Source organism: Tardiphaga sp. 839_C3_N1_4 (genome assembly GCF_051811045.1).
Taxonomy (GTDB): Bacteria; Pseudomonadota; Alphaproteobacteria; order Rhizobiales; family Xanthobacteraceae; genus Tardiphaga.
This window is the reverse complement of sequence record NZ_JBPWQD010000001.1, coordinates 2,867,828-2,886,373: the sequence shown is the minus strand read 5'-3', so window position 1 is coordinate 2,886,373 and position 18,546 is coordinate 2,867,828. Positions and strand designations below refer to the sequence as shown.

The following is an 18,546-nucleotide window of genomic DNA, read 5'->3' as shown; positions in this document are numbered from 1 at the left end:
CTCACTCCGTCCCTCATCCTGAGGAGCCGCGCAGCGGCGTCTCGAAGGATGGCGCCAAGCTCCCATGGTTCGAGACGCCGGCCAAGCGGCCGGCTCCTCACCATGAGGGCTGAGATTGATCTTCGAAGGAACTACAAAATGCTCGACTGGTCCGACACCTCCTCCGCCCCCAAGTCCCGCGCATTCATCCCGCTCCCCGAAGCGCCCACCGACGCCACCGGCCTCGGCACCATCGACCGCTCCGGCGGCCGCGTCTCCGTCGATGAAAAGCGCATGATCAACTGCCGCGCCGACGTCAATCAGCTGCTGCCGCTGAAATACAAATGGGCCTGGGAGAAATATCTCGCCGGCTGCAACAATCACTGGATGCCCACCGAAGTCTCCATGCAGGCCGACATCGCGCTGTGGAAGTCGCGCGACGGCCTCACCGAGGACGAGCGTCGCGCCATCAAGCGCAATCTGGGCTTCTTCGCCGCGTCCGAGTCGCTCGTCGCCAACAACATCGTGCTGGCGATCTATCGCCACCTCACCAATCCCGAATGCCGGCAATATCTGCTGCGCCAGTCCTTCGAGGAGGCGGTGCATACGCACACGTTCCAGTACATCGTGGAAAGCCTCGGCCTCGACGAGGGCGAGCTGTTCAACATGTATCGCGAGGTGCCCTCGATCACCGAGAAGGCGGCCTGGGCGCTCAAGCACACCCAGCATCTCGACGATCCCGATTTCAAGACCGGCACGCCCGAAACCGATCAGGCCTTCATGCGCGATCTCGTGGCCTTCTATGTGATCTTCGAGGGCATGTGGTTCTATACGGGCTTTGCGCAGATCCTGTCGCTCGGCCGTCGTAACAAGATGGTCGGGATCGCTGAACAGTATCAATACATCCTGCGCGATGAATCGATCCACCTGAACTTCGGCATCGACGTCATCAACCAGATCAAGATCGAGAATCGGCACCTCTGGACAAAAGCGTTCCAGGAGGAAATCCGCGACATGATCCGCACGGCCGCCGAGCTCGAGGCGGCCTATGGGCGGGATACCATGCCGCGCGGTTTCCTCGGACTGAATGCGGCGCTGTGCGAAACCTATATGCACTTCATCGCCAACCGCCGCTGCGCGCAGATCGGCCTCGCGCCGGTATTCGTTGAGACGGAAAATCCGTTCCCATGGATGTCGGAAGCCATGGACCTGAAGAAGGAGAAGAACTTCTTCGAGACGCGGGTGATCGAATATCAGAACGGCGGTGCACTCAGCTGGGAGTGAGCATGATCCCGAAAAGTGGAAGCCGGTTTTCGGACAGGATCATGCGCCACTAGAAAGATCTCAGCCTTTCGTCTCACGCAGCGCTGCATGGCGCGCATGAGGCGGCGATGACTTGACCCGGTCGTGTGATGGCAGCACCCATGCTGCCAAAACACGGATCGCGCCATGCACGCCACCCATATCCCGAAAGCACCAGCCTACTGGTCACGCGCCGCCATTCTGCCCGGCATCGTGGCCATCGGCCCGATGCTGCCGGGTACGCTGGCTTTCGGCATGGCCTTCGGCGCGCTGTGTGCGCAGAAGAACCTCTCGCTCGTCGAAGTCGAAGTGATGATGGCCACGGTCTATGGCGGACTGTCGCAATTTGTTGCGATGCAGTCATGGCCTGACGTGCTGACACCGGGTGCGATCGCGACGTTGGCGCTGCTCACACTCACCGTGAACATTCGCTTCTTTCTGATGAGTGCGACACTGCGGCCGTGGTTCGGTACGCTGCCGGCCTGGCAGGCCTATCCGTCGATGCTGCTGGTCACCGATGGTGGCTGGCTCGCGGCGATGCGCTACCGCGATCACGGCGGCGCCGATGCGTCGTTCTATCTCGGCGGCGGCATCGTGCTGTATTTCACCTGGCTGTTTTCGGCCATCCCCGGCTTCTTGCTGGCCGAACAACTCACCGATCCCAGAAAATACGGCGTCGATCTGGTGATGCCGGCGTTTTATGCCGCGATGCTGGTTCCTGCCTGGAAGGGCCCGCGCCGCGCTATCCCGTGGGTCGTCTCGGGCGTCGTGGCTCTGGTGGTGCATTGGTTGGTGCCCGGCTGGTGGTTCATCATCGCCGGTGCGCTGTCCGGTGCGATTAGTGCCGGGCTGATGGATGAGCCCGAGCCGCAACGTTCGACGGACGTGCCCGCATGACGGAATTTTTGCGCAGTGATGTCATGATTGCGTTTGCTGTCATGACCGCGGTCACGGCGGCCTCGCGCCTCGCTGGCTACTGGCTCATGGGTTACGTCAACGTGACGCCGCGGGTGCGGCGGATGCTCGACGCATTGCCCGGCTCGATCATTGTTGCTGCCGCGCTGCCAGTGGCCGTCAATGGCGGGCCGGTGGTGGTATTCGCCATTCTGGCCGCGATGGCCGTGACCATCATCCGCCGCAACGACTTCATTGCCGTCATCACCGGGATGGCAGTGGCTGCGGCTGCCCGCGCGCTCGGATTCGGCGGCTAGGCCTACCCGAAAAGTTGAATCCCGCCATGCGCAAAACACCTTGTCAACGAGTCTGAACTAGTGTTCAGTTCTTATCGCGGGCACCTCGCAGCTCGCTCAAAACCTTGAAGTTACGCGCCTTATTTGTGACAGCCGTCAGGTTGGCCAAGGGGTGCCCGGGACGAGAACGCTCATGGTTTACCGACGGACCCATCAAGTCGTGAAGCGACTTGCGGCGCGACGTAGCGCCATTCTGGCGGCGGCACGCGAAACCTGTGCCGAAGGTGGCATGGCGGCGGTTCAGATCGCGCCGGTTGCTGTTCGTGCCAATGTCGCAGCGGGCACGGTTTATCGGTATTTCCCGTCCAAGGCCGACCTGATTTCCGAACTCATCGCTGACGTCTCGCGCGACGAACTCGCCGCGATCCGCCGTGCAGCGGATGCCGCGCCGGGACCGTCATCGGCGCTCGCCGCTGCGGTGACCACAGTGGCCGTGCATGTCGTCTCTCACCGCAAATTGTCGTGGGGCATCTTGGCCGAGCCGGTCGAGGTCGATGTGACGGAGTCGCGGCTGGCCAGCCGCCGCGAGATCGCCGGCGAAGTCGAATCCCGCATTGCGGCCGCTATTCGCGCCGGTCATTTGCCGGCGCAGGACACGGCGCTCGCAGCCGCTGCACTGCTCGGCGCGTTGCATGAAGCGCTGGTCGGGCCGATGGCGCCTGACAATCTTGAAGATCAGGCCAAGCTGCGCGACGCGGTGCAGACCGTCACGCTGCTGGCGCTGCGCGCCGTCGGCGTGATGGATGCCCGCGCACGCGGGCTTGTGGTGCAGGCCGTGCTGCCGACTAAGATGGCGGCCGGCGCCTAGCGCGTTTTCAGTGGGCACCGGTTCGCATCAAGAAAACGCGTCAAACCAAAAGGCTTCAGCGCTTACGGCTTGATTTTGCCGTCCTTGTCGAACTGCGCGAGGAAGGCCCAGAGGTCGTTGACCTCGGATTCCTTCTTGATGCCGGCAAAGGCCATCTTGGTGCCCGGGATCTTGGCCTTCGGGTCCTTGATGTATTCCTTGAATGTCGCTTCATCCCAGGTGATGCCGGAATTCTTGTTGGCGTCCGAGTAGGAATAGCCTTCGGCGGTGCCGGATTTGCGGCCGTTCAACCCGTTGAGTTCCGGACCGACCTTGTTCTTGGCGTTTTCGCCAACGGCGTGGCAGGCGAGGCACTTGTTGAAGGAAGATTTCCCGGCGGCGACGTCCTGTGCAAGTGCGAAGGAGGAGGCGGTCGAGGCGGCAAGAACGATCAGGGCGCCGAAAGTGACAGACTTCATGGATGGCTCTTTTTGTTGGTTGGCTTTCCAGCTTAGTTTGTTGCACACGCTCCGAGTAGTCCACAAGTGCGATGGCGGCTGCCGCGCGTCCCGGCACGTCACACTTTGGTAAGCTACCCAAAGCCGCACGGACGTGGTTGATTCATGGCAAAGCAGCCGAGTGATCGCTGCGATCTTCGGGAGTGCGCGTTCAATGACCATCATGATGCCCGCGCCGGATCAGGCTGTCCTCGCAAGGCGCGAGGCCATTGTCGCTGCGCTGCACAAGCTGGTGCCGGGTGAGGGTGTGATTTCCAGCGCTGCGGAAATGCTGCCCTATGAGTCGGATGGGTTGATGGCTTATCGCCAGCCGCCGATGGTCGTCGTGTTGCCCGATACGACTGAACAGGTCTCCAAAGTTCTAAAATATTGTCACGAGAACGGCATCAAGGTAGTGCCGCGCGGCTCGGGCACGTCATTATCCGGTGGCGCGCTGCCGCTGGCCGATGCGGTGCTGCTTGGTCTCGGTAAGTTCAAGCGTGTGCGCGAGATCGATTTCGACAACCGCGCCGTTGTCGTCGAGCCCGGCGTCACCAATCTCGCCATCAGCCAGGCGGTGGCGCATGCAGGCTTCTACTACGCGCCGGATCCGTCGTCGCAGATCGCGTGCTCGATTGGCGGCAATGTCGCGGAGAATTCCGGCGGCGTGCACAGCCTCAAATACGGCATGACCACCAACAATCTGCTCGGCTGCGAGATTGTATTGATGTCGGGCGAAGTCATTCGCGTTGGCGGCAAGACCGCAGAGACATCGGGCTACGACCTGATGGGGATCATCACCGGCTCCGAAGGTCTGCTGGGTGTCATCACCGAAATCACCGTGCGTATCCTGCAGAAGCCGGAAACGGCGCGTGCGCTGATGATCGGCTTTGCCGAGGTCGAGCAGGCCGGCCAGTGCGTTGCCGATGTCATCAGCGCCGGCATCATTCCCGGCGGCATGGAGATGATGGACAAGCCGGCGATCCATGCCGCGGAAGCGTTCGTGCATGCGGGCTATCCGCTCGATGTCGAAGCGCTCTTAATTATTGAACTCGATGGCCCTGGCGTCGAGGTCGACGAACTTATCAAGCGCGTCGAGAAGATAGCGCTCGGCTGCGGCTCGACCACCTGCCAGATATCGACCTCCGAACAGGAACGCCTGCTGTTCTGGTCTGGCCGCAAGGCGGCATTCCCTGCCGTGGGTCGTATCTCGCCGGACTATCTCTGCATGGACGGCACGATTCCGCGTGCGGCCTTGCCGCTGGTGCTACGCCGCATGAAGGAGATGTCAGCAAAATACGGTCTTGGCGTCGCAAACGTGTTTCACGCCGGCGATGGTAATCTGCATCCGTTGATCCTGTACGATGCGAACAAGCCCGGCGAGTTGCAGCTCGCAGAGGATTTCGGCGCAGATATTCTGAGACTGTGCGTCGAGGTCGGCGGCGTGCTGACCGGCGAGCACGGCGTCGGCATCGAGAAGCGCGACCTGATGCCGGAGATGTTCAGCGAGGTCGATCTCAACCAGCAGCAGCGCATCAAATGCGCGTTCGACGCGCAGGGTCTGCTCAATCCCGGCAAGGTGTTCCCGACATTGCATCGCTGTGCCGAACTCGGCCGTGTGCACGTACATGGCGGCAAGCTCGCTTTCCCTGATCTGCCGCGATTTTAGTTGGACGCATCCGTGGATATTTTGAAAGTCAGAGACGCTCAGGACGTCGAGCAGGCGGTGCGCGCGGCAATTGCAAGCGAGCAGCCGCTGGAAATCATCGGTCATGGCAGCAAGCGCACGATCGGCCAGCCCATTGCGACCAATGCGGTGCTCGATCTGTCGGCGCTGAATGCGGTGACGTCCTATGAGCCGAACGAATTGATCCTCACCGTACAGGCCGGTGCTCCGATGGCCGACGTGCTGTCGCTGATCGATTCCAAGAATCAGCAGTTTTCGTTCGAGCCGATGAACACGTCACAGCTCCTGGGCACGCCGGATATCGGCACCATCGGCGGCATGATCTCGGCCGGGCTCGCCGGGCCGCGGCGCATTCAGGCCGGCGGTGCGCGCGATCATCTGCTTGGCGTGCATGCAGTGTCAGGCTTCGGCGACAGCTACAAGGCTGGCGGCCGGGTAGTGAAGAACGTCACCGGCTATGACGTCTGCAAGCTGCTCGCCGGCGCGTGGGGCACGCTGTCCGTGATGACGGAATTGACCCTCAAGGTGATGCCGCGGGCGGAGAGCGAGCGCACGCTGGTGCTGCGCGGACTCGATGATATCGCAGCGAACAAGGCGATGACCGCGGCGCTGGGGTCGCCCTTCGATGTGTCAGGTGCCGCGCATCTGCCCGGCTCGGCGTTGCGCACCACGCAGGGCGCGCTTGGCGAAATCGCGTCGCCCGACCAGTCGGCCACGCTGATCCGCCTTGAAGGCATCACCCCGTCCGCGTCGCAGCGTGCGGTGTCACTGAGCGCGACGCTGAAGCCATTCGGCGTGGCTGGGATACTTGAAGACGCTGCGTCCGCGGTATTGTGGGCGGCTGTCCGTGACGTAACGCCATTCGCAGCGAGCGGGCCGCGTGCGATGTGGCCGGTCTGGCGCATCGTGACGCCGCCGGCATCCGGCGGTGCGCTTGGCCAAGCTATCGCCAAAGGCTCGCAAGGCGAGGTCATCTATGACTGGGGCGGCGGGTTGATTTGGGCGGCACTACCGCCATCGGCCGATGCGCAAGCAGCGCAACTCCGCAAGCTGGTCAATGCAGCCGGTGGCCATGCGACGCTGATCCGCGCGCCGGAAGATGTGCGCCGTGCCATTGACGTGTTTCATCCGCAGCCCAAAGGCATCGCGGCGCTCGGCGAGCGCGTGCGTAACAGTTTCGATCCGAAGACCATTCTCAATCGCGGCCGGATGTCGCGTGGCCTTGGTACTTGAAAGACTTGCGACATGAAAACCGAATTCACCCCGACCCAACTGGCCGATCCGGATATTGCCGAGGCCGACAAGATCCTGCGCAAATGCGTGCATTGCGGTTTCTGCACGGCGACCTGTCCGACCTATGTGCTGCTTGGCGACGAACTCGATAGTCCGCGCGGCCGTATCTACCTGATCAAGGAGATGCTGGAAAAGGATCAGAAGCCGACGCAGGAGGTGGTCAAGCATGTCGATCGTTGCCTCTCTTGCCTCGCCTGCATGACGACCTGCCCGTCCGGCGTGAATTACATGCATCTGGTCGATCAGGCGCGGGTGAAGATCGAGAAGGACTACAGACGGCCGCTCTCCGAGCGGTTGCTGCGTGACGTGCTGGCCTGGGTGCTGCCGCGTCCCGGTCTGTTTCGCCTGAGCATGACCATGGCCCGGCTGGCGCGGCCGCTGGGGGCGCTGCTGCCCTCGACCAGCAAGCAATCCAACCCGAACCTGCTTAGCCGCGTGAAGGCGATGCTGACCATGGCGCCGAAGCAGTTACCCGCCGCCGGTCCATCGGGTGGCAGCGTTTTTCCCGCGATCGGTGCTCGCCGTGGCCGGGTCGCACTCCTGCAGGGCTGTGCCCAGCAGGTGCTGGCGCCGCGAATCAACCAGGCTGCTATCAGCCTTTTGACCCGTCATGGCGTCGAGGTCGTGCTGGTCCGGGACGAACAGTGCTGCGGTGCGCTGACCCATCATCTCGGCCGCGACCGGGATGCGCTGGCGCGGGCCAGGGCCAATATCGGCGTCTGGCTCGGGGAGGCAGACCGGGGCGGTCTCGACGCCATCCTGGTCACGGCGTCCGGCTGTGGAACCGTTATCAAGGACTATGGCTACATGCTGCGCGAGGATCCGGAGTTTGCCGCGCCGGCCGCCAAGGTCTCTGCGCTGGCGAAGGATATCAGCGAGTATGTCAGCGCCATGGATCTGCCGAAGCCTGACAAACAAAGCGACCTCGTCGTCGCCTATCACTCGGCGTGTTCGCTGCAGCATGGGCAGAAAATCACACACGCTCCCAAAGAATTGCTTTCCAAGAATGGATTCGTGGTGAAAGATATCCCAGAGAGCCATTTGTGTTGCGGTTCGGCGGGGACGTACAACATTCTCCAGCCTGATATTGCGAGCCGGTTGCGCGATCGAAAGGTCGCCAACATCGCGATGGTCAAGCCGGATATCATCGCTGCCGGCAACATCGGCTGCATGGTTCAGATCGCCGGAGGGACGTCAGTCCCGGTCGTACATACGATTGAGCTACTCGATTGGGCGACAGGCGGTCCCAGGCCAGGATTGAACTGATCTAATTGTGACACCTATTTGTGACACCGGCCCCGCGTTAAACTGGCCATGTGCTGGCGCGGAAGACTTGAAACGCCGGTCCCTTTTGGATCGGCGCCAACAGGAGGACCACGATGGCTAAAGGCAAGAAGTCGAAGAAGGACAAGAAAAAGCAGAAGAAGCTTTTGACGGCGGCGAAACCCGCGAAGAAGTCCTCCAAGAAGTCAGTCAAGAAATCCGCGAAGAAGGCTGTGAAGAAAGCGGCCAAGAAGGCTGCGAAGAAATCAGCCAAGAAGACGGTGAAGAAGGCGGCCAAGAAAGCCACCAAGAAGACTGTCAAGAAAGCCGCGAAGAAATCTGCCAAGAAGGCGCCGAAGAAAGCTCCCGCCAAGAAGGCAGTGAAGAAGGCTGCGCCGAAAAAGGCTGCCAAGAAAGCAACGCCGAAGAAAGCTGCCAAGAAGTCCGTGAAGGTTCCTTCTACGCTGTTGTCGAGCACGGCGCCCGCACCCGCTGTGACAGAAGCTCCAGCGCCGGTTGCGCTGCCGCCGAAGCCGCCGCGCAAGCCGCGTGCTCCCAAGCCCAAGCCGGTCGCACCGGCAATCGCTGAGACACCGAGCTGGGCGACGCCGGAGCCTGATCCGTCACCGGTCGAAGGACATTCTTCAGGCGAGACGACGGCAATCGAATCTCCTGGCGATACGTCGCCCGATCACGACGAAACCAGATAGTCGGACCGGATCAAGTCGGCGTTCCTGACTCGCCAATAAACTCCGGAAAACCGCAGCGCTCGCCGCTGCGGTTTTTGCTTGGTCTGGCTCTGTCGCGCATGCGTATTTCAACCGATGCCCGGGTGTCCTGAATTTGCAGGCGATTCGACTGGTCGTCGGCCCGGAGGCTCTGACCGGGCACCTGTTAACCGCTCCAGGGACGGCAATCCACAATTCCCAGTCAGTGGTAATTCCCCGTGGTGGTATTTTCGGGCTGGAATCCCTCCAAAAACGTTGTGCTTTTGCAACACCGCGCCACAACCTCTCACGGAAACGTCAGAACGCCTATTTAGGCGGCACTTGCTCGTTTTTTTTCCTTCACCACTCCGGCTTTGCGCCTCAAAGTTGCGTTCAGTCGATGAATTTCGCGGTCTCGCCGTCTTTCGGACACGGAACTGCCTCTGGTTTCAAAAGTGATGGGGAATGTCATGAAGAAGATTGTTGTCGCCTCTGCTGCGGTGCTCGCCATGGGGATGAGCTCGGCTTCCGCAGCCGATCTGGGCGCGAAGATGTACAAGAAGGCGCCGCCGATCGTGGCTGCCTACGATCCTTGGGACATCGCGTTCGGCAGCGCGATCATGAGCAACTACGTGTTCCGTGGTATCACCCAGTCCAACGGCCAGAAGGGCTCGGTCGCAGCTTACTTCGAGCCGCGCTACAACATCACCAAGGACGTTCAGATCTACGCTGGTGTCGCCGGTGAGAGCATCTCGTTCACCAACCGCGCTTCCATGGAGCTCGACGGCTACTTCGGTATCCGCCCGACCTGGGGCGCAGCCGCGTTCGACTTCGGCTTCTGGTACTACGGTTATCCGGGTGGCCAGTGCATCGACTCCGTCGTTGGCGGCGGCGGCGTGTGCCCGGTCGGCTCGAACGTTGCTGGTCCTGCCTTCAACGTCATGAAGAAGAACGTCAGCTTCTACGAGGGTTACGCGAAGGTGAACTACACCTTCAACGACTACTTCTCGCTCGGCGGTAACGCTTTCTACTCGCCGAACTTCCTGAACACCGGCGCTGATGGCACCTACGCTTCGATCACCGGTAAGGTGATCGCGCCGTCGACCTGGTTCGGTTCGACCGGCATCGGCTCCTACGTCTCGGGTGAGTTCGGTCGTCAGTGGCTGGGCACCTCGGATGCCTTCTACGGTACCGCTCAGTTCCCGAACGGCATCAAGTATGCCGACTACAACACTTGGAACATCGGCATCGGCTTCACCTACAAGGTCTTCACGCTGGACCTGCGTTACTCGGACACCAACCTGTCCAAGGGTGATTGCAACGCCTTCACCTCGGACTTCACTGCTTCGGGCACGAACAACGTGACCGCGATCAACCCGTCGGGCGCTGGCTCGAGCTGGTGTGGCGCGACCGGCATCGTCAAGCTCTCGGCTGACCTGACCGCGATGTCGAACCTGAAGTAAGAACTTCGACTGAGATCGAAGGGGCGGCAGAGCAATCTGCCGCCCCTTTTCTTTTGGGATAGGGCTTCATGAATCGGGACTGGTTGCGGCGCGCAGCGAAAACGATCCGTCGCAACAATCATCGCAATGCGCTGGCCGGTGCCGTTGCCGGGCTGGGGGCGGGGATTGCCATCGGTGTGATGGAGTTCTTCTCGGCCGTTGCGCATTATCCGCTGGTCATCATCCCTTTTGCGACCTCGATCGTCCTCGTGATCGGCTCACCCGAAGCCGAGCCGGCGCAGCCGCGCGCTTTGGTCGGCGGACACATCGTCGCGACACTGGTAGGGCTCGCGGTGCTCAAGCTGACTGGCCCCCATGCCTGGGCCGCCGCCATGGCCGTCGGCCTCGCCGTGCTGGCGATGTATGTCACCGGCACATTCCACCCGCCTGCCGGGATCAATCCGTTGCTTGTCGTGTCTCACGCACTACCGTGGACGTTCCTGCTCGCGCCGGTGCTGGTCGGCGCGCTGCTGCTCGCGAGCTTCACGTTTGTCTGGCATCGCTATGCGGCAGGCCGCGACTGGCCGCGGCACTGGCTTTAGAGCGTTTTCGAGCGAAGTGGGTATCGGTTCGCGTTAAGAAAACGCGTCAAACAAGAAGCTAGAGCCCCGTTCCGATTCCATCGGAACGGAAACGGCTTTAGCGGGGCGCGTCACGCCTCAGGCGGTTTCCGTCCTGGCCTTTGCATCTCCCAGCGCGAAGTGATCGCCGGACCGCGTCAGCGACACCTTGCGCTGATGCAAGTCATCGAGCGTGTTGCGATGGCCGATCGATACGATGGTCGTGTCAGGCAGCTTGTCTTCGAGCAGCCGATAAAGTGCTTCTTCCGAGGGCTCGTCGAGCGATGCGGTCGCCTCGTCAAGGAAGAGGTATTGCGGCTTTTGCAGCAGCGCGCGGGCGACGCCGAGACGCTGTTGTTCACCGAGCGACAGCATGCGATTCCAGTGGCCATCTTCGTCAAGCCGGGTCGCCAGCGCAGGCAGACCCACGGCCCTGACTGCATCGGCGACTTCCTCTGGGCTGAACGCGTCGGTCCCGGCAGGATAAGCCACCGCATCCTGCAGCGTGCCGACCGGGAAATACGGCCGCTGCGGCAGCATCATGATCGCCGCATCCGCGGGGATCGAGATCTTGCCCTTGCCGAATGGCCAGATGCCGGCGATGGCGCGAAACAGCGTGGATTTTCCGGAGCCCGATGGGCCCGTAAACAGCGTGCGTTCCCCGCGGCGGAAGCTGAAGCCCGGCGTCTGCACCATGGGAGCGCCATTGGGGAGGGTGAGCGTCAGATCGCTCAGCGCGATGTCAATGGTGCCGGTCTCAGTGGCGTGAACGATATCGGCCTTGGTCGTCAGCGCCTGTACATTGGCAATGGCTGTCTCGAAGCCATCAAGGCGCATCACGCCGGACTGCCATTCCGCCAGTGTGCGATAGGCCGTGACGAAGAATGAAAGCGCACCCTGCACGGTGCCGAACGCATCCGCGGTCTGCATCACGGCGCCGAGCTGGACCTTCTCCGCAAAATAGGCCGGTGCGACCAGAACATAGGGCAGGATGATCGCGATCTGCTGATAGCTGACCGTGAAGGATGTCAGCTTCTTGGTGCGGCGCATGATGTCGATCCAGTTGCCGACAACCAGCTGGAAGCGGGTCGAGAGTCGCTGGCGCTCGACCGGTTCGCCGCGCAGCAGAGCGATCTGCTCGGCATTTTCGCGCGCACGCACCAGATTGAAGCGGAAGTCCGCTTCATAGCGCTGCTGCTGGAAATTCAGTGCCATCAATGGAGCGCCGATATAGTGCGTCAGCGCAGTGCCGATCACGGCATAGACGAGTGCGCCCCAGACGAGATAGCCGGGGATCGGGATATCCCGACCGAACACATGCAGCGGTGCCGCGTCGGACAGGCCCCACAGGATGATCACGAAGGAGAACAGCGTGACGACCGAACTCAGCAGGCCGATGCCGATGTCGAGCGTCTTCTCCACGAACAGCTTCACGTCTTCGGCGATGCGCTGATCCGGGTTGTCGGCAGCGTCGCCCTGCAGCTGCATGCGATAGTGGTTGGCGTCGGCGAGCCAGTTGCCGAGATAGCGCTCGGTCATCCAGCGCCGCCAGCGGATCTGGAGCCACTGGTTGAGGTAGAGCTGATAGACCTTGAGTGCGATGTTGATCGCCGCAAGCACGCTGAAGTAAGCGAGCTGATAGGTGAAGACGTCGAGGTTTCTGTCCTGCAGTGCGTTGTAGAAGGTGTTGTTCCAGCGATTGAACAAAACGCTGAGACCGACCACCGCCAGCTCGATGGCGATCACCGCCGTGAGGAGGCCGAGTCCCGCCCATTTGTCCTCGGAACGAAAATAAGGAACCGCGATCCGCCAAACGGTCGCGAGCGTGGAGCGGATGTTATTCACAGGTCGTCTCCGGGAGGAGGGCTCTAAGCCCTTAAGATCAGAAATGAATTCCAGCGTTTAGACTAAAGTAGCTGGTTTGATGGCCTGCGGCACCTTGTCGCGAAACTGTGATTCACCCTAGCATCACCAAAAGCGAGGCATGGGGGCCTCGCCTTCGCGTAGCTTATGGGCGCTATCGGCTTTGACCGATCGTGGATGCCCTCGCAAGTGAACAATCAGCAATTTGCCGATCGATAACGATCGAGCCGCTGCAATAATATAAAGGGGGAGAACGACCATGTGGAATCAGGTCTACAATCCATTCAATAGCTCCGCGATCTCGACGCTTGTAGCCGCGATACCGGTGGTCGTCCTGCTGGTGCTGATCGCCACCAACAAGGTCAAGGCGCATATCGCAGCGATCATTGCGCTGGTGCTCGCCAATCTTGTGGCGATCTACGCATTCACGATGCCCGCCAACATGTCGCTTCGCGCATCGGCACTTGGCGTCGTGACCGGTTTCTTCCCGATCGGCTGGATCGTCCTCAACGTCATCTTCATGTATCGCCTCACGGTGGACAGCGGCCGTTTCGAGGTACTGCAGCGCGCCATAGGCGGCGTCACCAATGATCGGCGTCTGCAGATCCTGCTGATCGCGTTTTCGTTCGGCGCATTCTTCGAAGGCGCGTCGGGCTTCGGTACGCCGGTGGCCGTCACCGGCGCCGTGCTGATCGGCCTCGGCTTCTCGCCGCTGGCAGCATCCGGCCTGTCGCTGATCGCCAATACTGCGCCCGTCGCCTATGGCGCGCTCGGCACTCCGATCCAGGGCCTTGCCACCGTCACCGGCTTCGACCCCTTCATTCTGGGCGCGATGGTCGGTCGGCAGTTGCCGGTCTTCTCCATGATCGTCCCGTTCTGGGTGGTCTGGGCCTTTGCCGGCTGGAAGGGCATGAAGGAAGTCTGGCCTGCCATCCTCGTTACCGCGCTCTCCTTCGCGATCCCGCAATTCGTGATCTCGAACTTCATCAATCCGTGGATCGTCGACATCGGCGCCTCGCTGATCTCCATGGGCGCGTTGATCCTGTTCCTGAAGGTCTGGCAGCCCAAGACGATCTGGACCTCGGCCGCGCTGCGCCAGCATGACGACTCGGCGTCGACCGTGCCACCGGTGAAGCCGATGAGCACGGAGAAGCTGACCTCGGCTCAGGTCTGGAGCGCACTGACCCCATGGATCATCCTGTGCGTCATCCTGCTGGTCTGGGGCACCAACTGGTTCAAGGGGATCGTCAATCCGATCTTCTCCTGGAATTTTCCAGTGCCTGAGCTGCACAACATGATCAACAAGGTGCCGCCGGTGGCCGCCAAGCCGACGCCGGAAGGCGCGGTGTTCGCGTTCACCTACGTCTCCTATACTGGCAGCGGCATGTTGCTGGCTGCGATCATCTCCGGTTTCATCATGGGCTTCTCGCCTGCGAAGATGATTGTGGAATATGGCCGCACCATCAAGATCTGCGCCTATTCGCTGATCACCATCTCGGCGATGCTGGCCATAGGCACGCTCACGCGCCTGTCGGGTGTCGACGCGACGCTCGGTCTGGCTTTCGCTGCCACCGGTGTGCTGTACCCGTTCTTCGGCACACTGCTTGGCTGGCTCGGCGTGGCGCTCACCGGTTCGGATACTGCATCGAACGTGCTGTTTGGCAACCTGCAGAGGATCACGTCCGAACAGCTCGGTCTGTCGCCGATCCTGATGAGCGCGGCGAACTCGTCCGGTGGCGTGATGGGCAAGATGATCGACGCGCAATCGATCGTTGTGGCGTCCACCGCGACCAACTGGTTCGGGCATGAGGGCACAATCCTGCGCTTCGTGTTCTGGCACTCGATCGTGCTGGCCTGCATGGTCGGCCTGTTCGTGATGCTGCAGGCCTATGTCTATCCGTTTACGCTGATGGTTCTGGCGCCGTAGGGCGCACGCAACGTCACAATGACGAATCCCCGTGGCTGCAAGGCCGCGGGGATTTTTCGTTGTCGCGCCATATTGTTTCCCGACGGTTCTGGTCAACCAGCGCCGCCGCGCGTAGAACCGCGGCCATTGTCGCCGATCCCATCACGCCGAGAATTCATATGACTGCCATGACCACTTTGCTGCGGGCCACTCTTGCCGGTGCTGCGTTTCTGATTGCCGTCCCTGTGCATGCCGCCGACGAGTTTCCATTCGGCATGGAAATGACTCTGGATGCGCAACGTCAGCCCGGCTCGAAGCGGATTCCCAATCTGGAAATCGGCGATGCCGGCGAGGCGCGGGTGGAGTTGTGGTGCAAGGGCGGCAAGGGCCAGTTCTCGGTCGCCGGCAATACGGTCGTCTTCGTGGCCGGCGCAATGGATAATCGCAGCTGTTCAGATGCGCAGGCCACGCTGGATGATCAGCTACTTGCCGATCTCGGCGCAGCCACCAATTGGCAGCGGCGGGGTGACAGTGTGACGTTCGTCGGTCCGAAGTCACTGCGGTTTCGGCTGAATACGAACTGATAGCTTGAGCTGCGAAGGCGCTCCACTTCGCCTCTCCCCTAGCGGGAGAGGGTGGATCGAACGCACGAAGTGCGTTCGAGACGGGAGAGGGGGGCCACAAGCGCTGAGTTTTGCTGCTACCCCTCTCCCGCCTTCGCTTCGCTCAGGCACCCTCTCCCACGAGGGGAGAGAGGAAGTAGCGGCGCTCACTTCCAGTTCGAATTATCTGCATCCCAACGCTGTGCCTTGAACTCCGCCGCGACGGCTGCAACCGCGCCGTTGTCATCGCGCGGATCACTTTCTTCGTCGGCCGTCGGCGAATCCGCGAGAGCCAGCTTCGCGCCCGAAGTCTCATCCGCGGTCGTTACTGACGGCGTGCTGACCCACAGGATGAGCTTATCCGTCGTGCCGGGCTTGTCGGGAGCGATGATCGCGCTGACCTCGACCGTCTCGGTCAATTCGAGCGCGGGCAGAACCTGACTCGGGCGCTTGAAGGTCAGCTTGAGCTTTCCGGTCTCGTCGTCCCATGACGTGGCGGCAGGTTTGCCGGACATGGTCCTGGCGAGCACATTCGCCAGCGTGGTCGCAACCTTGTCGCGATTGATCTTGTCGCCATCGCGCCAGTCGGCGGCTGCAAAGCGCACGGTACGATCCATGTCGATAGCGCCCGTGGTCCAGCCGACATTGACGACGCCGGGATAGGTCTTGGTTTTGGCGACGAACGCTGCAGCGCGTTCCGGATCGATGGCGAGGCTGATGACCTGCTCGCCGGCGCGGAGCGCATCGCAGGACACGGTCAGACTGTTCAGTGCGACTTCGACATTCTGCCCGCGCAGCGTCCGGACGAAATCGAGCGCCGCTTCGAGCTTGATCTTCACCGCGATGGCTTCTGGCGAGACTTCGGTGAAATCCTTCGGCGCGGGTGCGATATTGTCGTCGGTGGACTGATTGTCCTGGAATTCCTTCTCGCTCTGATCGGAATTGTCCGAGGACGTCACGTTGTTGTTGGTTTGACCGACCGAGATCTGTCCCTTGAATTCGAACGTGTCGCCGGTCGGCCGGCGGTTCAGCTTGATGGTTACCGGCAGCTTGTCGACCTGGGTCTGCGTTGCGCCGGTCAGCGTCGAACCGCTGACCGTGAGATTGGCGACGAAGCGATCCTTGCGGTCGCTGCCCTTCTCGGCGGGATAGCAGATATCAAGCGTCGCGGCCGTGACGGCCTTGCCCTGCCGCGTCTCGCGCAGGATAACGTCGGCATTGCCGTTCATGACGCCGTCGATCGAGGTGAAATAGCGCGTCTCGGGGCCTGCCGGCTGGCTCTTCGGCGCGGCTTTCACCTGCGCGAAGGCGTGGTGGGCGGTCGCAACCGAGGCGGTGACCGTAAGGCCGAGCAGACAAAGATGAAGCGCGCGCATTTCCAAAGTCCCTGGACGTTATCGACGTGTCTCCGGGCGGATTTATCTGATTCCGCCCATGCGAGATTAATCACGGGATTGAATCAGAACCGCGACCAAGGCGAAAGGCCATAAGTCGCAGGCGCATTGTATCAGGGCAAAAAAGAAGGCCGCCCGGAGGCGGCCTTCGATCACAAAGCGGTTGAGCGAAAAAGGCAGGGCTTAGAAGCCCATGCCTCCCATCCCGCCCATGCCACCCATACCGCCGCCACCGCCCGGCATCGCCGGTGCAGCTTCCTTCGGCAGTTCGGCGACCATGGCTTCGGTGGTGACCAGCAGGCCGGCAACCGAGGCGGCGTCCTGCAGTGCAGTACGCACCACCTTGGCCGGATCGATGATGCCCTTGGCGACCATGTCGACATAGGTTTCGGTCTGCGCGTCGAAGCCGAAGGTCTCGGACTTCTCGTCCAGGATCTTGCCGACCACGATCGAACCTTCAACGCCGGCGTTTTCGGCGATCTGGCGGATCGGAGCTTCCAGCGCCTTCAGCACGATATTGATACCAGCCTGCACATCGGCGTTCTCGTTGGTGAGACGGCCGACGGCCTTCTTGGCACGCAGCAGCGCAGTGCCGCCACCGGGGACGATGCCTTCCTGAACGGCCGCGCGGGTCGCGTTCAGCGCGTCATCCACGCGATCCTTCTTTTCCTTCACTTCGACTTCGGTCGCGCCGCCGACGCGGATGACGGCAACGCCGCCAGCCAGCTTGGCCAGACGCTCCTGCAGCTTCTCACGGTCGTAGTCCGAGGTGGTTTCCTCGATCTGCGCCTTGATCTGGTTGACGCGGGCCTCAATGGCCGGCTTCTTGCCAGCGCCGTTGACGACGGTGGTGTTTTCCTTGTCGATCACGACCTTCTTGGCGCGGCCGAGCATGGCGAGCGTGACGCTTTCCAGCTTCATGCCGAGATCTTCCGAGACGAGCTGACCGCCGGTCAGGATCGCAAGGTCTTCCAGCATCGCCTTGCGACGATCGCCGAAGCCCGGTGCCTTGACGGCAGCAACCTTGAGGCCGCCGCGCAGGCGGTTGACGACGAGGGTGGCGAGCGCTTCGCCTTCGACGTCTTCAGCGATGATCAGCAGCGGTTTGCCCGACTGCACCACGGCTTCGAGCACCGGCAGCATGGCCTGCAGGCTGGAGATCTTCTTCTCGACGAGCAGGACGTACACGTCCTCGAGCTCGGCGGTCATCTTCTCGGCATTGGTGACGAAGTAGGGCGACAGGTAGCCGCGATCGAACTTCATGCCCTCGACGATGTCGACTTCGGTCTCGAGCGACTTGTTCTCTTCAACCGTGATGACGCCTTCGTTGCCGACCTTCTGCATTGCCTGGGCGATCATCTTGCCGATGGCGGCGTCGCCGTTGGCGGAGATGGTGCCGACCTGAGCGACTTCAGCCGAAGACGCAACCGGCTTGGCGCGCTTGGTGATGTCCTTGATGACGGCGGCGACGGCGATATCGATGCCGCGCTTGAGGTCCATCGGGTTCATGCCGGCAGCAACCGACTTGGCGCCTTCACGGACGATGGCCTGGGCCAGCACGGTGGCGGTGGTGGTACCGTCGCCTGCGGTGTCGTTGGTCTTCGAGGCAACTTCGCGCAGCATCTGCGCGCCCATGTTCTCGAACTTGTCCTCGAGCTCGATCTCCTTGGCGACGGTGACGCCGTCCTTGGTGATGCGCGGAGCGCCGAACGACTTCTCGATCACGACATTGCGGCCCTTCGGACCGAGCGTGACCTTGACGGCGTTGGCGAGAATGTCGACGCCGCGCAGCATGCGATCGCGCGCGTCTCCGGAGAATTTAACGTCTTTGGCTGCCATGTTGATGGTGCTCCAATTTGGGAAGTTTAAAGCTCCGTCATGGCCGGGCTTGTCCCGGCCATCCACGCCTTGCCGAGCTTGCGGCCTAGACGTGGATCACCGGGACAAGCCCGGT

General features: G+C 61.6%; 16 protein-coding genes. 12 read left to right on the top strand and 4 right to left on the bottom strand.

The window, feature by feature from the left end:
- Positions 1–138 precede the first annotated feature (138 nt).
- From AB8A38_RS13865 to AB8A38_RS13850, 4 genes are all read left to right on the top strand, one after another.
- Complete coding sequence (locus AB8A38_RS13865) at positions 139–1,263, top strand: ribonucleotide-diphosphate reductase subunit beta (RefSeq protein WP_439086330.1); 1,125 nt, start codon at positions 139–141, stop codon at positions 1,261–1,263.
- A gap of 165 nt (positions 1,264–1,428) precedes the next feature.
- Positions 1,429–2,178: an AzlC family ABC transporter permease gene (locus AB8A38_RS13860; protein ID WP_439086329.1), complete on the top strand. Its 750-nt coding sequence runs from the start codon at positions 1,429–1,431 to the stop codon at positions 2,176–2,178.
- Positions 2,175–2,492 (top strand): AzlD family protein, encoded by a 318-nt coding sequence (locus AB8A38_RS13855; RefSeq protein ID WP_439086328.1) that lies wholly within the window; start codon positions 2,175–2,177, stop codon positions 2,490–2,492. Before AB8A38_RS13860 ends, AB8A38_RS13855 begins: the two co-directional genes overlap by 4 nt.
- Positions 2,493–2,664: 172 nt before the next feature.
- On the top strand, positions 2,665–3,339 hold the full coding sequence (locus tag AB8A38_RS13850; RefSeq protein ID WP_175366435.1) for a TetR/AcrR family transcriptional regulator: 675 nt from the start codon (positions 2,665–2,667) through the stop codon (positions 3,337–3,339).
- 62 nt (positions 3,340–3,401) lie between these two features.
- Here the strand turns inward: AB8A38_RS13850 and cycA are convergent, their stop codons facing one another.
- Positions 3,402–3,797 carry a cytochrome c-550 CycA gene (cycA, locus tag AB8A38_RS13845; protein ID WP_115034028.1) on the bottom strand — a complete coding sequence of 132 codons (396 nt, stop codon included), beginning with the start codon at positions 3,795–3,797 and terminating at the stop codon, positions 3,402–3,404.
- A gap of 193 nt (positions 3,798–3,990) precedes the next feature.
- On the opposite strand from cycA, the gene AB8A38_RS13840 reads away from it, so the two are divergent.
- From AB8A38_RS13840 to AB8A38_RS13815, 6 genes are all read left to right on the top strand, one after another.
- Positions 3,991–5,484, top strand: a complete 1,494-nt coding sequence (locus tag AB8A38_RS13840; RefSeq protein WP_439057263.1) for an FAD-linked oxidase C-terminal domain-containing protein — start codon at positions 3,991–3,993, stop codon at positions 5,482–5,484.
- A gap of 12 nt (positions 5,485–5,496) precedes the next feature.
- Positions 5,497–6,735, top strand: a complete 1,239-nt coding sequence (locus tag AB8A38_RS13835) for an FAD-binding protein (protein ID WP_439086327.1) — start codon at positions 5,497–5,499, stop codon at positions 6,733–6,735.
- Between the two features lie 12 nt (positions 6,736–6,747).
- Entirely contained in the window at positions 6,748–8,061 is a 1,314-nt protein-coding gene (glcF, locus tag AB8A38_RS13830; protein WP_315840762.1) for a glycolate oxidase subunit GlcF, read from the top strand.
- Between the two features lie 113 nt (positions 8,062–8,174).
- Positions 8,175–8,768, top strand: a complete 594-nt coding sequence (locus tag AB8A38_RS13825; protein WP_089261941.1) for a hypothetical protein — start codon at positions 8,175–8,177, stop codon at positions 8,766–8,768.
- Positions 8,769–9,235: 467 nt separating this feature from the next.
- Positions 9,236–10,228: a TorF family putative porin gene (locus AB8A38_RS13820; protein WP_315840764.1), complete on the top strand. Its 993-nt coding sequence runs from the start codon at positions 9,236–9,238 to the stop codon at positions 10,226–10,228.
- A gap of 68 nt (positions 10,229–10,296) precedes the next feature.
- A complete protein-coding gene (locus tag AB8A38_RS13815) occupies positions 10,297–10,809 on the top strand; it encodes an HPP family protein (RefSeq protein WP_089261937.1) in 513 nt (170 codons plus the stop codon).
- A gap of 117 nt (positions 10,810–10,926) precedes the next feature.
- Here the strand turns inward: AB8A38_RS13815 and AB8A38_RS13810 are convergent, their stop codons facing one another.
- Complete coding sequence (locus AB8A38_RS13810) at positions 10,927–12,672, bottom strand: ABC transporter ATP-binding protein/permease (protein WP_439086326.1); 1,746 nt, start codon at positions 12,670–12,672, stop codon at positions 10,927–10,929.
- Positions 12,673–12,949: 277 nt separating this feature from the next.
- On the opposite strand from AB8A38_RS13810, the gene AB8A38_RS13805 reads away from it, so the two are divergent.
- Both AB8A38_RS13805 and AB8A38_RS13800 read left to right on the top strand, forming a co-directional pair.
- Complete coding sequence (locus tag AB8A38_RS13805) at positions 12,950–14,617, top strand: L-lactate permease (RefSeq protein ID WP_175366442.1); 1,668 nt, start codon at positions 12,950–12,952, stop codon at positions 14,615–14,617.
- A 167-nt stretch (positions 14,618–14,784) separates the two neighbouring features.
- The gene (locus tag AB8A38_RS13800; RefSeq protein WP_439088516.1) at positions 14,785–15,180 is read left to right on the top strand and encodes an META domain-containing protein; all 396 of its coding nucleotides are present in this window, start codon (positions 14,785–14,787) and stop codon (positions 15,178–15,180) included.
- Positions 15,181–15,365: 185 nt separating this feature from the next.
- On the opposite strand, the gene AB8A38_RS13795 is transcribed toward AB8A38_RS13800, so the two are convergent.
- The gene (locus tag AB8A38_RS13795) at positions 15,366–16,574 is read right to left on the bottom strand and encodes a hypothetical protein (protein WP_439086325.1); all 1,209 of its coding nucleotides are present in this window, start codon (positions 16,572–16,574) and stop codon (positions 15,366–15,368) included.
- 201 nt (positions 16,575–16,775) lie between these two features.
- A complete protein-coding gene (gene groL / locus AB8A38_RS13790) occupies positions 16,776–18,431 on the bottom strand; it encodes a chaperonin GroEL (protein ID WP_068733597.1) in 1,656 nt (551 codons plus the stop codon).
- Positions 18,432–18,546 lie beyond the last annotated feature (115 nt).

Bases quoted from the DNA above. Each gene is read 5' to 3' on its own strand.
- AB8A38_RS13865 (WP_439086330.1), top strand. From the start codon at position 139: ATGCTCGACTGGTCCGACACCTCCTCCGCCCCCAAGTCCCGCGCATTC.
- AB8A38_RS13860 (WP_439086329.1), top strand. From the start codon at position 1,429: ATGCACGCCACCCATATCCCGAAAGCACCAGCCTACTGGTCACGCGCC.
- AB8A38_RS13855 (WP_439086328.1), top strand. From the start codon at position 2,175: ATGACGGAATTTTTGCGCAGTGATGTCATGATTGCGTTTGCTGTCATG.
- AB8A38_RS13850 (WP_175366435.1), top strand. From the start codon at position 2,665: ATGGTTTACCGACGGACCCATCAAGTCGTGAAGCGACTTGCGGCGCGA.
- cycA (WP_115034028.1), bottom strand. From the start codon at position 3,797: ATGAAGTCTGTCACTTTCGGCGCCCTGATCGTTCTTGCCGCCTCGACC.
- AB8A38_RS13840 (WP_439057263.1), top strand. From the start codon at position 3,991: ATGACCATCATGATGCCCGCGCCGGATCAGGCTGTCCTCGCAAGGCGC.
- glcF (WP_315840762.1), top strand. From the start codon at position 6,748: ATGAAAACCGAATTCACCCCGACCCAACTGGCCGATCCGGATATTGCC.
- AB8A38_RS13825 (WP_089261941.1), top strand. From the start codon at position 8,175: ATGGCTAAAGGCAAGAAGTCGAAGAAGGACAAGAAAAAGCAGAAGAAG.
- AB8A38_RS13820 (WP_315840764.1), top strand. From the start codon at position 9,236: ATGAAGAAGATTGTTGTCGCCTCTGCTGCGGTGCTCGCCATGGGGATG.
- AB8A38_RS13815 (WP_089261937.1), top strand. From the start codon at position 10,297: ATGAATCGGGACTGGTTGCGGCGCGCAGCGAAAACGATCCGTCGCAAC.
- AB8A38_RS13805 (WP_175366442.1), top strand. From the start codon at position 12,950: ATGTGGAATCAGGTCTACAATCCATTCAATAGCTCCGCGATCTCGACG.
- AB8A38_RS13800 (WP_439088516.1), top strand. From the start codon at position 14,785: ATGACCACTTTGCTGCGGGCCACTCTTGCCGGTGCTGCGTTTCTGATT.
- AB8A38_RS13795 (WP_439086325.1), bottom strand. From the start codon at position 16,574: ATGCGCGCGCTTCATCTTTGTCTGCTCGGCCTTACGGTCACCGCCTCG.
- groL (WP_068733597.1), bottom strand. From the start codon at position 18,431: ATGGCAGCCAAAGACGTTAAATTCTCCGGAGACGCGCGCGATCGCATG.